The organism is Frankia sp. RB5, assembly GCF_059816245.1.
Genome location: NZ_JCBATA010000017.1, coordinates 92,947 through 106,723, shown reverse-complemented (window position 1 = coordinate 106,723; position 13,777 = coordinate 92,947). Strand labels below are relative to the sequence as shown.

General features: G+C 72.4%; 16 protein-coding genes. 13 read left to right on the top strand and 3 right to left on the bottom strand.

Translation table 11 applies throughout. The features are described from left to right. The first annotated feature begins 309 nt into the window (after window positions 1-309). On the top strand, window positions 310-1,779 hold the full coding sequence (locus tag AC6EXY_RS11480) for a glycosyltransferase (RefSeq protein ID WP_423748133.1): 1,470 nt from the start codon (window positions 310-312) through the stop codon (window positions 1,777-1,779). A gap of 65 nt (window positions 1,780-1,844) precedes the next feature. Here the strand turns inward: AC6EXY_RS11480 and AC6EXY_RS11475 are convergent, their stop codons facing one another. Further along, complete coding sequence (locus AC6EXY_RS11475) at window positions 1,845-2,804, bottom strand: PIG-L deacetylase family protein (RefSeq protein WP_499817360.1); 960 nt, start codon at window positions 2,802-2,804, stop codon at window positions 1,845-1,847. A 148-nt stretch (window positions 2,805-2,952) separates the two neighbouring features. Continuing rightward, complete coding sequence (locus tag AC6EXY_RS11470) at window positions 2,953-3,960, bottom strand: carbohydrate kinase family protein (RefSeq protein ID WP_499817348.1); 1,008 nt, start codon at window positions 3,958-3,960, stop codon at window positions 2,953-2,955. An 840-nt stretch (window positions 3,961-4,800) separates the two neighbouring features. Between AC6EXY_RS11470 and AC6EXY_RS11465 the strand changes: the two genes are divergently transcribed. Further along, window positions 4,801-5,652 carry an NUDIX hydrolase gene (locus AC6EXY_RS11465; protein ID WP_499817347.1) on the top strand — a complete coding sequence of 284 codons (852 nt, stop codon included), beginning with the start codon at window positions 4,801-4,803 and terminating at the stop codon, window positions 5,650-5,652. Here the strand turns inward: AC6EXY_RS11465 and AC6EXY_RS11460 are convergent. Next, on the bottom strand, window positions 5,609-6,619 hold the full coding sequence (locus tag AC6EXY_RS11460) for an NsdA family TPR-like regulatory protein (protein ID WP_499817346.1): 1,011 nt from the start codon (window positions 6,617-6,619) through the stop codon (window positions 5,609-5,611). The genes AC6EXY_RS11465 and AC6EXY_RS11460 overlap by 44 nt on opposite strands. A 400-nt stretch (window positions 6,620-7,019) precedes the next feature. On the opposite strand from AC6EXY_RS11460, the gene AC6EXY_RS11455 reads away from it, so the two are divergent. From AC6EXY_RS11455 to AC6EXY_RS11405, 11 genes are all read left to right on the top strand, one after another. Next, window positions 7,020-7,478 (top strand): hypothetical protein, encoded by a 459-nt coding sequence (locus AC6EXY_RS11455; protein WP_499817345.1) that lies wholly within the window; start codon window positions 7,020-7,022, stop codon window positions 7,476-7,478. Then, window positions 7,475-7,717: a DUF6284 family protein gene (locus tag AC6EXY_RS11450; RefSeq protein WP_499817344.1), complete on the top strand. Its 243-nt coding sequence runs from the start codon at window positions 7,475-7,477 to the stop codon at window positions 7,715-7,717. Before AC6EXY_RS11455 ends, AC6EXY_RS11450 begins: the two co-directional genes overlap by 4 nt. Before the next feature lie 91 nt (window positions 7,718-7,808). Then, window positions 7,809-8,141: a hypothetical protein gene (locus AC6EXY_RS11445; protein ID WP_499817343.1), complete on the top strand. Its 333-nt coding sequence runs from the start codon at window positions 7,809-7,811 to the stop codon at window positions 8,139-8,141. A gap of 41 nt (window positions 8,142-8,182) precedes the next feature. Then, entirely contained in the window at window positions 8,183-8,683 is a 501-nt protein-coding gene (locus AC6EXY_RS11440; RefSeq protein ID WP_499817342.1) for a Pycsar system effector family protein, read from the top strand. Continuing rightward, window positions 8,680-9,033 (top strand): hypothetical protein, encoded by a 354-nt coding sequence (locus tag AC6EXY_RS11435; protein ID WP_499817341.1) that lies wholly within the window; start codon window positions 8,680-8,682, stop codon window positions 9,031-9,033. Before AC6EXY_RS11440 ends, AC6EXY_RS11435 begins: the two co-directional genes overlap by 4 nt. Then, complete coding sequence (locus AC6EXY_RS11430) at window positions 9,030-10,148, top strand: hypothetical protein (protein ID WP_499817340.1); 1,119 nt, start codon at window positions 9,030-9,032, stop codon at window positions 10,146-10,148. Before AC6EXY_RS11435 ends, AC6EXY_RS11430 begins: the two co-directional genes overlap by 4 nt. 136 nt (window positions 10,149-10,284) lie before the next feature. After that, on the top strand, window positions 10,285-10,485 hold the full coding sequence (locus AC6EXY_RS11425; protein ID WP_499817339.1) for a hypothetical protein: 201 nt from the start codon (window positions 10,285-10,287) through the stop codon (window positions 10,483-10,485). Window positions 10,486-10,587: 102 nt separating this feature from the next. Continuing rightward, window positions 10,588-10,833 (top strand): hypothetical protein, encoded by a 246-nt coding sequence (locus tag AC6EXY_RS11420; protein ID WP_499817338.1) that lies wholly within the window; start codon window positions 10,588-10,590, stop codon window positions 10,831-10,833. A gap of 64 nt (window positions 10,834-10,897) precedes the next feature. Next, entirely contained in the window at window positions 10,898-11,110 is a 213-nt protein-coding gene (locus tag AC6EXY_RS11415; RefSeq protein WP_499817337.1) for a hypothetical protein, read from the top strand. A 76-nt stretch (window positions 11,111-11,186) separates the two neighbouring features. Beyond that, window positions 11,187-11,426, top strand: coding sequence for a hypothetical protein (locus AC6EXY_RS11410; protein WP_499817336.1), 240 nt, complete (start codon window positions 11,187-11,189; stop codon window positions 11,424-11,426). After that, the gene (locus AC6EXY_RS11405; protein ID WP_499817335.1) at window positions 11,423-13,636 is read left to right on the top strand and encodes a cell division protein FtsK; all 2,214 of its coding nucleotides are present in this window, start codon (window positions 11,423-11,425) and stop codon (window positions 13,634-13,636) included. Before AC6EXY_RS11410 ends, AC6EXY_RS11405 begins: the two co-directional genes overlap by 4 nt. Window positions 13,637-13,777 lie beyond the last annotated feature (141 nt).

The following is a 13,777-nucleotide window of genomic DNA, read 5'->3' as shown; positions in this document are numbered from 1 at the left end:
CGGTGCGTCACGTTCGGGTGGGCGGTTCGTCCGGCCATGACCGTCATACGGTCGCTCTCCGCATCAGGGCTGTTCCCACAGGTTGTCACTCCGTCGGCGTACCGTCCCGACGGACGACGCCCTCGCGGCGACGGTCCGTGAGCGCGGTCATGACCGTGAGGACGGCAGGCGGGCAGGAAAGGCACACAGGCTCGGCGCGCGGCACCGGACAGGCGGCCGCGGGGCGAGTCGGCGGGAGACGACAGGAGTGCCTTGGATGAGGTTTCACGACCAGGCACACGGGGGCCGGAGTCTCTGATGGTGGATTCGATGCGATCACTACACGCTCTGTGCATCGTGTTCCTCTGCGAGCAGTTTCCACCGGTGGTCTGGGACGGCGCGGGCAGCTACACCGCGACGCTCGCCATCGCGCTGGCGAAGCTCGGCCACGAGGTGCACGTGGTCTGCGCACAGGGTCACAAGGTCGTCGACTCGGTGCAGGACGGCGTACACGTCCACCGGCGCCCGCTGCTGCGGGTCCCGGTCAGCCGTGGGCTCGGGCCGGTGGGCACCCGCCTGCGCGGGCCGCTGTACCCACGGGATTCGATCAGTCTGCGGGCGAGCCTGCCGCTGTCATACACGTTCTGGATGCGCCGGCTGAACCTGCGCCCGGACGTCATCGAGACGCAGGACGGCGAGACACGCGGCCTCATCCAGGCCGTGTCGCACTCGCGGCCGCTCGCCATCCATCTGCACTGCCCGACGATGCTCACCGTCCGGCTGGCCGGCGCGCCGATCGGCCCGAAGGGCCGGCTCGCCGACCGTCTGGACCGCATGTCCGCCGACCTGGCGGATGTGGTGACCTCGCCGTCGCAGCTGCTCGTCGACACGCTGCGGGAACGCGGCTGGCTCGACGGACGGGCCGTCGAGGTCATCCCCAACCCGTTCGACGCGGTGCCGTGGCTCACCGTTCCCGACGTCTCCGGCACGACGCCGACCGTCGCCGCGATCGGCCGCCTGGAGGCCTACAAGGGCGTCGACGTGCTGCTCGACGCGTCGGCCCGGCTGCGCGCCGCCGGCGTCGAGCACCGGCTCGTGCTCGCCGGCCGCCCCGCCGGACTGATCAACGGGATGGCGGCCGGTACCTGGCTCGACCGCCGGGTCCGCGAACTCGGGCTCGACGTGGAGTTCACCGGCCACCTCTCCGGCGACCAGATCCGCGAGGTCTACCGCCGGGCCCGGGTCGTCGCGGTGCCGAGCCGCTTCGAGAGCTTCTCCATCGCGGCCGCCGAGGCGATGGCGGCCGGCCGGCCGGTGGTCACCACGACCCGCACCGGCGTGGCGCCGTTCGTCGAGCGCTGGGGCGCCGGCGCCGCGGTCCCGCCCGGGGACCCGGAGGCGCTGGCCGCCGCGCTCGCGCCGTACCTGCTCGATCCCGCCCGCGCTGCCGTCGTGGGCGCGCAGGGTCGCACCGGGGTGCGGGAGATCGACCCGATGACGATCGCCCGCCGCAAGGAGGACGCCTACCGGCGCGCCATCGTCCAGTTCGAGCAGGTCGGCGTCCGCCGGCGCGGGCGCTGGCGCGGTGTCCAGCCGCTGGCCCTGCCCGCGGCGGCGTCGCCGGGCAATGTGGCTGGGCCGGACGGCGCCACGGCGGCGGACCCGCAGGCGCCCGTCTCCCCCAGGTCCGGCCCGGCCGCGATCGTCGTGCCGACCACCACGCCGAACCTTCTTGCCGCCTCGGAGGCGGCCAGCCCCGCGGGCCCCGCGCCGCGCGGCGAGCAGCGGCGAACCGGCTGACACCGAAATCGCCGATATCAGGCCCGCTCACGCCGGCGCAGCGGCTCTGACCGGGTAGCGTCGATCTACCCGCTGGCGCCGGGTCGTGCCCGGCGCTCGATCGTCGCCCCGACCGGGCCGCTGGACCGCCACGGGCGGGGAAAGTCCAGGTGGCGAAGCGCGCCCGCCTGGACGTAGACCTCGTATCGACTCTGCAGGGTGGCCAGCAGCGGTCCCGTCACCGGAGTGCCGGCATCCTCGCCGGCCGCGCCCCCGGCCGACGGAGCTCCGCCCGGATCACCGGCGCCGACCTGGGTCACGTGCTCGGCGAGCGCGCGGCGCTGCCGCGTTCGCAGCCCCCGGGCGTCGACGAGCAGGGGACGCGCGTCGCCCAGCCGGCGGAACGGCTCGACGAGCAGCCGGCTCACCGACCTGTCCCGCGTTCCGTAGCCGCGGGTCCAGGGCCAGTGCGTCCACAGCCAGACCGTGTACTCCAGCACCTGGCCGGTGAACCCGGTGGCCGCGACGGCCCGGCGCGCCGCCTCGTGCGTCGCGTCATGATCCGGATGGCCCTCGCAGGACGTGGGCACCAGGATCTGCGCGGGCCCGCGCGCCCGGATGATCTCGGACAGCCGGCCGGCGATGGCATCGAGATGCTCGCCGAGCTCGGAGTCGGGGAAGCCGAGGAAGAGCACGTCCGTCTCGCCGACGCCGAGCGCCGCGCACGCCCGCCGCGTCTCGCCCGCCCGCACCTCGACCAGCTCGGCCGGCGGCAGCGTCACCGGCTCGGCCCTGGCACCGTCCGAGACGATCACGATGGTCACCGGCGTCCCGACGGCGCGCTTGCGCATCACCGCCACCGCGCAGCCCAGCGTCTCGTCGTCGGGATGCGGTGCCACCACCAGGCAGGACGACCGGGCCATGGCCGCGGTCAGGTCGGTGCCACGCCGGGTCCAGGCCCAGCGGAACGCCGAGCGGGCCAGCACCATCACCTCGGACTTCGCGGTCCGCGGATCGCGCCGCACCGACTGCCACGCCGTCGTCATCGTCACCGTGACCGCCTCCCCTCGACAGCTCGGGACCCTAGCGTCCCGCGTCTGCCCGACCGTGTCCGACACCCGGCCGAAACGGATCCCCGCATGCCAATCCCGGAATTCGTGCTGCCTGGCCGCAACGCGCCCACCGCGTGCCCCTTCAGCATGCCCGGTGGGACAGCGCTCCCCGGCCCCGGCCCCGATCACCACGCGCGGTGACATCACGCAGTTCACGCGCGGTGGGCAGGGCCTCGTACGCCCCCGGCCGTGCCACGGTGAGGGCCGCGGCGAGCAGCGCCGCACGGACCGCCTCGTCCGGCGGCTGGCCCGCGACCAGCCTCGCGGCGAACACCGCGGTGAACGCGTCGCCGGCGGCCGTGGTGTCCACGACCGCGGCGGGCGGCGCCGGATGATGGGTGCTCCGTTCGGCGGTGTGCAGGACGCATCCCCGGGCGCCGAGCGTGACGCAGACGGTCGGCACGCCGAGCCGGTCCGCGACCGCCGCGGCGAGCTGCAGGGCGGCGCCGGCCGCGGCCGGGTGCGCGCCGAGCAGGGCACGCGCCTCGGACTCGTTCGGCACGAGCACGTCCACCAGTTCCCAGGGCACCTCGTCGAGCAGGCCCGCGTCCCGTACGGTCGGCGCCGGGTCGACGATCACCCGGGCGTCGGCCTTCGCCGCCGCGGTCACGAGATCGGGCACCGCCCAGGGGAACTCGAACGTCACCAGAGCCGCGTCGACGTGGCCGCCGCTCGCGCCGACGGCGCGGGCAAGGTCATGACCGGTGCCCGCGAGCTCATCCGGCACCCGCCAGACCACCGCTTTCTCGCCGTCACCCCGGGTGTGCACAACGCAGACCGGGGTCGGCGCACCCGGGCGCACCGCCATCGCGGACACCTCGACGCCCTCGGTGACCAGCACCGACCGGATGGCCACGCCGACCGGGTCCCGCCCGACGGCCCCGACCGCGGCGACCTGGAGACCGAGCCGCGCCAGCGTGACGGCCTGGTTGAACGCCTTGCCCCCCGGCACCATCCGCATCGCGTCGGCCCGCAGGTACCGTCCCCAGGCCGGCAGATCCGCGGCCTCGATCAGACAGTCCAGCACGAACGCCCCCGCGACCACGAAGCGTGGCGGGAGGTCGCCCTCTCCGACACGCTCGGTACTCATCTCGCCCCGGGGCCGCTCCTCGATCGCGCATCCACCTCCGCCTGGCGCACCGTCACCCGGTCGCTCCGCCCTTCGAGTACCGTCACCAATCCACACAAAGCCTCATATAAGGACCCGTCATCGGCGACCAACCCGCTACGCACCCACCGTAGTCACCCCAAGATCGTTCGGAAGAGTTGCCTGTACCGGCCGGGACGCCATCGGCGGTCACGTGCAGGCATGGCAGGGGCCCGGGGCCCGGGCCCGGGGCCCGGCGGGCGTGAGGAGCTCCGCGCCACGAAGCGACTACACCGCGGCACCGACGATCGGTGCCTGCACCTCGGGCATCCGGGCCCTGTGCGGCGCGGCTTCACAAAGACCGCGCAGAAAGGCGCGTGGGCGCGTTGTGGGACTCGGGGTGACGTTCGTTCGTGCCCTCGTCCAGGCATGGTTGGCCCGTGGATGGCTCGCAGCCCGATCACGGCCGGCCGGAAAGACTTCGTCCTTGGCCAGAAAGCGTCCCCAGGCCAAGGACGGAAAGACTGGAGCGGGCGACGGGAATCGAACCCGCGTTGCAAGCTTGGGAAGTTGATCGCCCCCCGCCCTGACGCCCCACCCTCCCCGGTCGGCGCGTCCTGATGTGGCCCCGAGTGCCCCCGCGTCACCTCACCATCTGGCCCGTGGATGGCCCGGCCGGACCCTCGCGCCGCGCCCGTGCCAGACCTCGCCGGTCGACCACCAGTGCCGCACTGCCTACAGGAGACCGACGTGAAGCCTCCCACCCCGTCAACTTCCGCCCCCGTCGGGTCGCACCGGCCAAGTGCCCTTGGCGGCCCCCCAACCCTCCGGCAAGATGTCTTGGTGCCTGAAGGATCACCCGCCCTGACCGCCGACTGGTGGACGACGTCCGACGTTGCTGCTTACCTCGATGTTCGGGTGGGCACGGTGTCCTCCTACCGGACCCGTGGACAGATGCCGCCGCCGGACCAGACCATCGGCCGCACCCACATGTGGCGCCCCAAGACGATCACCGAATGGCACGACGCCCGCCCGCGCCCGGGGGTAGGCGGGCGGCCGATCGCCGACAGCGAGTCGCCGACCGCACCCCACGATCAGGGGCCTCTCGTGGTGACCGAGGGAATCGCCGAGTCGGAGTGGATCGTGCACGGGAAGCGTTCCCTGTACGAGAGCGAGTGGATCCGCCTCGGACTGGCAGACGTCGAGCTGCCCGACGGTCAGCGGTTCGAGCACCACATCGTGTGGATGCCTTCGGCGGCAATGACAGCCCTTCTGAACGACTCGCTGACTCACGTATTGCTCATGTGGCGGCACCGCTTCGTGCCCGACATCTGGAATTGGGAGATGCCAGGCGGACTCATTGACGAGGGTGAGCAGCCGTCGGAAACGGCGGCACGCGAGATCGAAGAGGAAACCGGCTATCGACCTCGAAAGCTGGAGCACCTGGTCACCTTTGAGCCGATGATCGGAATGCTGGAATGCCCGCATCACGTGTTCCTCGGTATCGGGGCGGAAAAGGTCGGAGAGCCGAGCGAGAAGACCGAAATGCAGCGGATGGAATGGGTTCCTCTGGCAGACATTCCAGACCTCATCAGGGACGGTCAGGTCCGCAACTCCGGTTCCTTGGTCGCCTTGCTGCACGTCCTCGCGCTCAGTGGGCCGACTGTTCGGGACCTGCGGACGTCAGGCGCCTGATCCTCCGCCGCTGACGAGTCGACGCCGTCTGTTGGGCGAGCGTCTCGGCCGTCCGCGCCTCGTCCCGAGCTTCGACGTACTGGCCCTGTACGGATAGGGCCAGGGCAAGATCGCAGTGGAGCCCCGCCGCAGCACGTGTGAACGTCGGGTCGAGGCGATCGAGGGCAGCGGCCAGGTCCTCGACCGCCTCGACCGCGCCGAGGCGGGCAAGGCAGTGCCCCCGCCATCTCGACAGATGAACTTCGTCGAGGAATACGAACGGTATCTTCTCACCGGCGTCATTACTCAGGCTTGCCGCCGCCTCGTCCAGACTTTCCCGCGTCGCCGCATCCCGCCCGGCAGCGGCGAGCGACTCAGCTTCAGCCGCACACAACCAAGCCCAGATCAGCGGGGACACTTTCCCCTGCGCCGCAGACTTTGCGGACTGCATTAGCGAAATTGCGTCCTCGTTGCGATTGGCGTCTAGCAGCACATAGCCCTGCTGTGCAGTAACGTGCGCAAGGATTGACGGGCTTTCGCTTTCCCGAGCGGCAGCTTTTGCCATTTCGTGAAGTTGCCATGCGCTTTCAAGCTCGCCTAGATCCAATGCCTGCCAACCGGCAAGGGCTGCCGCTTCTGCGGCGGCTGCACCGAGACCGGCGCGATGTGACCCGGGAATTGAGTGGCTGAACAGCTCTCGAATGTTCTCGGCATGACTATTGGCCTGGCCAAAAATCCGCTTCGCCCCGAGCCGACGGTCGAGCGTCCGGTATGACTCCGTCTGATCCTCAAGAAGATTGATCAGCTCGACGTCCACTGCGGCGGACGACTCCAGGCGCTCCGCCAGCGCCAACATGGTGTCCCCGGCCGGGATCTCCGTCCCGCCGCCGTTGCGGTCCGTTGAGACGGGAACTCCGAACACCGCCGACAGCAGCTCAGCGTAGAAGTCGGACGGCACGCGGTCCCCGGCGTTCCACTGGCGGATCATGCGCTGAAGGCTTGCCTCGCCAGGCAGACGCCTGTCACGCGCCGCTGCCGTCCGGCGTAGCTCATGGACCAAGCGGGCTCGGGACCACCCGCGCCCTTCACACAGGGTTCCGATGTCCTTGGCATGCATCGACATCATCCGGCACCTCTTGCGTTCCGTCGCGTATCCCTTACGAGAAGCTACATCAGCGGACTAGTCCGCCCGAGTCCGCCCGAGTCCTCTACCGGGAGCGCCCCTCCCCGGGCGACGATCGACAGGCGCCACCAGGACACACCCGGCGCGAAATCGATGCTTGACCGGTACAGCGTGAGTCTGTACTTTCGGAGCTGTAAGACCCCGGCGGGCGGCTACCCGCCGGGGTCGGTGCACCAAGTGCTCCCCCTGCTGAGAGGAACGAAAGATGCTGCTTGAGCGTACGTCCGAGGGTTCGATCGCGGACGCCGGTTCGGCGGTTCGGCCGTGGCCGGTGTTGGCCGGCGTCGATCATCAGGTGGCGGCGCTGCAGGTCGCTCTCGACCTGGTCCGCCGGGTCGGTGGCGCCGCGGGCCTGTACCTGATGACGCTCCCGCATCGGCGGTGGCTGGGCGTCCAGGTGACGGACTACCCCTCCGCCCTCGACGCGGATGAGGCCACCGAGGACCGGGCCAGGTTGGCGGGTATCCGCGCGGTCGCCGAGATCCTCGGCGCCCGGCCGTGCATCCGCCACGACGGGGAGGACTACATGTCGGTCGACCTCACCGAGGTCACCGGCATGGACCTCGACGGTGTCGAGGTCGACGTCTACACCCACCTGCACGACGACACGGTCCGCGCCGAGGCGCGGGCGCTGCTCGCCACCGCCGATGGCGGTGCGCGGTGAGCGGACGTCGCGGGATCCGGTCGGCGGGGGTCTCCCTGCCGGCCGGCCCGGCCGGGTCGCTGGCCGAGTTGCGGGGTCCGACGCGGGCGGAGTTGCGGGCGATCGACGCCGAGTGGCCGGCGATCGCGGCCAGTCTGGCCGAGGTCGACCTGCTGATCGCCGTCGCGACCGCTGGCGCTGCGCTGCCGGTGGGCCTGGCCGACGTCGACGTCCGGCCGCTGACGTTGGCCGCCGCCTAACCCTCTTCCTCCGTCTCGCCCTGCGCGGGTGGCGGTCACGGCCGCTGCCGCGCCTGAGGCGTCCGTTTCGTTGCTGTTCAGGAGTTTTGTGATGGGCAAGAACAGGATCTGCCCTCGTTGCGAGGGCACCGGCCGGCGGGGCGTCGAGCTGTGCCAGGCCTGCAACCCCTCCGGTGCGATCGGGGACCGCATCGTCGGCGCCGGTAAGCGTGCCGCCGACCGGCTCGCCGGCCGATCGATCCAGCTCACTCCCCACGGTCAGATCGAGAAGAGCCGTGGGCGGGTCACCGTGCGCCCGCTGCCCGGCGGGGTCGCCCCGCGGTCCGCCAGCGGACGTAACCCCGCGGCCTGCGACGAGTGCGGCCAGGTCGGGCAGACCTTGACGCTCAAGCGCCGGGGCGCGCTGTGCCCCACCTGCCGCTGACCCCCACCCAGCCCACACCCCTCGAAGGGAGGGAAATGATGATGTCCGATCAGCCGTCCGCCGTGCCGCTGGCCGAGCGGATGCGGACCCGCGCCGACCTGATCGCGTCGATGCGCGGTGAGGCCGCCCGGTCCGACGGGCAGGTCGGGATCGTGCTCGCCGGCGCCGCCGCCGGGCTCGGGTTCGTCGTGTCCACCGGCCAGCCCGCCGGCGCGCTGGCGCTGGTGTTGTGGTGGGCGGGTCTGGCCGCCGGGATCGGCGGGGTGCTGCTGCTCGGCACGTCGCTGTGCCCGGCGATCCCGCGCCGTCTGGCGGTGCCGGCCGCGGCCTGGCACGCCTGGCACGTCCGGGCCGCCGACCAGGCCGGTCTGCTCACCGACGTCCTGGACAACACTCCCCGGGCGTTGGCCGCCGCCGACCGGCAGACCGCCGCACTCGCCGGCATCGTCACCGCCAAGTGGCAGCGCAACCGCGACGGGCTGCGCCTGCTCGGCGTCGCCCTGGTGCTGCTCGCCGCCGCTGGAATCGCGGTGACGGCATGATCCGCCGGCAGGCCGTGGCGGCCCTGGACTGGACTGCCGAGTTCGGCCAGATGATCGCACTTCAGGTGGTGGGGTTCGGGCTGCTGACCCGCCTGTTCGGCCAGGCGGCATCCGGCCGGATCGGACAGCTCCTGTGGACCGCGGGCACGCCGGGGCACGCCGCCGTGCTGCTCGCGGGCGGGCTGTTGGCCCGTACCGCCACGGGAACGCTCGGCGTTCTCGTGGACCCCGAACCAGGCCAGTGGCCGACGGCCTGGTGGCACCGGTTGCGCGCCGTCGTCCACGAGACCGGGACAGTGGCGCTGCTCGCCGCCGCGGTCGTGCTCTTCGGCGGGGGGTGGCTGTCGTGAGCAGCTGGGCGGAGCAGCGCCGCGCGGACCGGGCGGCCGCCCGCGAACAGGACCGTCTCGACCTGGCCGCCGACCGGCAGGAAGCCCGTGCCGACGCGGCCGCCCGGGAAAAGACCCGCGCCGAGCGGCGGGAGAAGCGGGCGGCGTGGCGGGCCAAGCACAGGGTGGAACTGTTCATCTACCCGCTCGCCGCCGTCTCCGCGCTCATGGCGATACCGGCCATGGCCATGTACGGCTGGGACCTGTACGGCAACCCGACCGGCCTGGCGTTGCCGCTGCTGTCCGAGCTGGGCGTGTGGGCGTTCGCGATGGCCGTGCTGGAGTCCCGGCGGCGTCACCCCGACCGGCCGACCGTCATGCTCACCGCCGGCACCGTCCTGTTCGGCCTGGTCGCGTTCGGGATGAACCTCGCCCACGGCCTGAGCTCCGGCGGGGGTGCGGCCGCCGGGCCGGTGATGGCCGTCGTCTCCGTCGCCGGCGTCATCGCCCACCAGCTCGCGATCGCCAGCCCGCCCCGTAGCCGCGCCGAACGCGCCACCGCCCGTCTCACCCGCCGGGCCGACCGCCGCGTCGACCAGGCCCGGCGCGCCGCGATCCGCCGCGCCGCCGTCGTCCTGGACGCCGACGGCACCGCCCGGCTCGTCCACACCCCCGGCACCTACCAGACCCGCCGCCACCGGCTGACCCGCACCACCCAGCTGACCCCCACCGCCCTGCCCGTCCTCGACCCGTGGGACGCCGCCCTCGCCGACCTCGACATCGACGGCGGCCCCGCCGAACCCGCCCTCAACGCCGACCGGCTGGCCGACTCGACTACCACAGCCGACCAGCACGATCACGACGACACCACCCCCGCCGGAACCAGTGGGGTCGCGCTCGCCGACCCGCCGCCTCCCCTCGACCCGCCGCCGGCCCGCCGACGTCCCCAGGTCGATCCGCAGGCCCGCCGCAAACTCACCGCCCCCCAGGCGCTCGCCGCCGCCCGTCGGGTCGCGCGGAAGAACGGCCGGCCGGTCAGCGGCGAACAGATCCGCACCGCCCTCGGCATCGGCGCGAAAGCCGCCCGCGACCTACGCGACCAGGTCAACGCCGAGCTCTACCCCGACACCCCCTGAGGAGCCCCTGTGAAGGCCACCCCGCTCTGCCGCAGCGAGTTCTGCGACAACACCGGTCCGCTGCTGGTCCTGAACAGCGGCTCCGGCCGCCGCCGCTGAACCCCGGCCACCTATCCCGATCACCAAGGAGACTGCCATGCCCTATCAGGAAACCGCCCTGGTGAAGGCCGACATCAACTTCAACACGCTGTACACCGCGAACGACGCCGTCCGCGCGGCCGTCGCCCGTGGGCTGCTGCCCTCCACCCTGATCCGCCCGATCCAGAAGGCGCTGGACAAGGCCGGCGCAGAGTTCGACCGGCAGCACGAGCTGGACCAACGGCAGCGGCAGCGGTGACCGCCCCGGCCCGCCGGCCCGTCTCCCGCCCGCCGGCGGGCCGGGCCCACCCTAATCGGCCGCCGCCACTGACACCCCACCCCCGAAGAGAAAGCCGATCCCATGTCGAGGACCACCAACGGTGACAGCAGATTCACCGGGATCAACGGCGCGAAGGCCATGAAGGCCGCCGCTGTCACCTTCGCCGACCACATGTCGCACGCCGATGCGTCGCTGGCCTGGGCGGTGCGGGAGGGCTTCATCGCGGCCGCGGACCGCCAGACCGTCGCGCGGATCACCGCCACGGTCATCCGCGGCTACGGCGACGCCGCCAAGATCGCCGCCGCCCTGGACACGGCGAAGGAGTAGGCGCCGCTTCGCCCCGCCGCACCACTGACCCGCACCCACATCGCCTACACCGAAGGAGACAGCCGTGAGTCCCATCTTTCCGCCCGGCAAGTGGTCGACGAAGCTGCGTGACCTCGACAAGGACGTGTACCTGCTCGGTGAGCTGGTCGGCATCCTCGACCCGCTGGTGAGCCGCGGGTGGCTGACCCGCGCCGAGGTCGCCCCGATCGGGCGGGCCTGGCACCGCGCGCAGGAACGGTTCGACGCGCAACTGGCCGCCGAAAGCGCGCAGCAGTGACCGGCCCGGCCCGCCGGCCCGCCCCCGCCCCGCCGGCGGGCCGGGCCCCCCACCCCACCACCGGCGCCGGCCCACGGTGAGCAGCATCCCCGCGGACCTGCGCCGCCTGCCCTGGTGGATCGCCGCACCGGTCGTCGCTCTCGCCGTCGTCGTCCTGGCCCTGCGCATCGTCGGCCTCCTGGTCGCGCTGGTCGTCACCTACGCCGAACGCGCCGACACCGCGGTGGGCCGCCTGACCGGGATCAGCCCGCTCGGCGCCTCCACCGTCCTTCTCCCACCTGATCTGACCAACGCCTTCCGAGGAGGTGCCCGATGAGCGAACCCACCCTCACCCCCGACCAGCCCGACGACGAGGTCGATGGCATGGTCCTGCCGGGGCCGTGGTCGCCGCTGGTCGCGGTGGACGAGGACCGGGTCATCGACGGGGAAGTCGTCACCGGCCCCGCCGCCGGCCCGGTCGCCGGAAGCTGGCGTCCCGGGGGCGGGGTGCTCGAGCCGCGCCGGCCGGGGCCGCTGGTGCGGGTCGACGCGGTGCGTGCTGCCGCCCGGCCGGTGGGCCGGGCCCTGGTCCACGTCGGCTACGGGCATGCGGTGTGGGTGCGGCGGATGGCCGACGCGGTGACGCACGCGGCGATCCGCGAGCAGATCCGCGCGGCCCGCGCCGCCGGCGACGCCGAGACGCTGGCGCTGTGGTTGGACCGGTACGCGCAGGCCAAGGCGAAGCGACGCCAGGCGCTGCTGGCCCTGCCCAGCCTGATCCGCAGCGGGGTCATCGCCGCAGTGTCCGTGACCGCGGTGGTCGGCGTGCTGCTGCTCGGTGTCGGGATCCTCATCGGTCTGACCGGCGCCGCGGGGTGGACGTGGCAGGCGTACTGGACGTTCCTCGCCCACCTTGGCCGGATCACCCTGGCACTGCTGCTGATCGCCGGGCAGATCGGCCTGTACACGGCGATCCCCGCCTGGCTGCTGGTCGCCTGGCGCACCGGGCGGGCCAGCGGCACCGTGCCGGGATGGGCAATGGCCCCCGCCGACCGTGACGAGACCACCCTCATCGTGACCCCGACCGGCATCGGGCAGGCCCTCGCCCACCTCGGGATCGCCCCACTCACCAAAGCGATCAGCCGGGAAGGCTGGCAGGTCGCCTTCGACACCCCACCGGTGCGGGTGAACAACCGCGGCTACCAGACGGTGTTCTCCCTGCCGCTGGGTGTCACCCCCGACATGATCGCTGACAAGCGGGCGGTACTGGCCCGCAACCTCGCCCGCGCGCCGATGGAGGTCTGGCCCAGCGCCGCCGAACGCGCCGGCTACGTCGACCTGTGGGTCGCCGACGCCGGTTCCGCCGGCCGGGCGGCGCCCGACTATCCGCTGCTGCACACGGGGACCGCCGACGTGTTCGCGGGGATCCCGCTGGGCACCAGCCAACGCGGGGACGTCATCGCCCCGCCGCTGGTCGAAGCGAACATCGTCTTCGGCGGGATGATGGGACAGGGCAAGTCGAACGCCGCCCGGGTCATGATGCTCGACGCCGCCCTGGACCCGCTCGCCGAGCTGTGGGTGTTCGTCTTCGCGAACAACGGCGACTTCGACGCCTACCGGCCTCGGTTGTCCCGCTACGTCCGCGGGATCGACGACAGCGTCGCCGCCGCCGGCCGCACCGCCCTCGAAGAGCTCTACGCCGAGGTCGGACGCCGCGAGGAACGCCTCAAGGAGATCGGCGCGAAGAAGGTCACCCGCGGCGTCGCGGAGAAGCACCCCGACCTGCGCCCCCTGGTCGTGCTGTTCTCCGAGTGCCACGAACTGTTCGGCCACGAGGAGCACGGCAAACCCGCCGCCGACTTCGCCGTGCAGACCCTGCGCCGGGCCCGCAAGACCGCGATCATCCTCGCGTTCGACACCCAGTCGTCCCGCGCCGACGCGATCCCCCCGAAGATCGTCGAACTGGTCAAGCTCAACGCCTGCTTCGCGGTCAAGACCTGGCGGTCCAACGACGGGTTCCTCGGTGACGGCAGCTTCCAGGCCGGGATCCGCGCCACCGAGCTACGCCCCGGCAAGGACCGCGGCACCAGCCTGCTCACCGGCGCCACCACCGAACGCTTCGAGATCCTCAGCTGGTACTACATCGCCGTCGACGACGAGACCGGCTGGGACGCCGCCACCGACGTCATCGCCCGCGCGATGACCGGCGTGCACCCCCACATCCCCCTCGGGGAGCGCCCCACCCCCGCCGCGGAACCGGTCCAGGTCGACCACCTCGCCGACATCGCCGCCGCGCTACGCGGGGAGAAGCGGGTCCGCACCCAGATCGTGCTCGCCCGCCTCGCCGAAGCCGTCCCCGCCCTCTACGAGGACTGGACCTTCCAGACCCTCAGCGCCACCCTCGCCGCCCACCACATCGCCATCCGCAAGTCCGACGGCCAGAGCGTCATCCGCGCCGAAGACCTCCACGCGGCCATCGCCCTCCGTGACAGCCAGGAGGAGGGAAACGATCAGGGAGAGGCTCCGAACACAGGGAAACTTCCCTAACCCCCTCCCTGCACCGCCTCCCTGCCCCCACCAGCACAGATAGCCATCAGGGAAGCAGCGAGCCGCCCCCGCGACGCCCCCGCAGCCCCCACCGAGAGCGGCAGGCCCACCCCGTGGCCCGCCTCCCTCCCTCCACCCGCC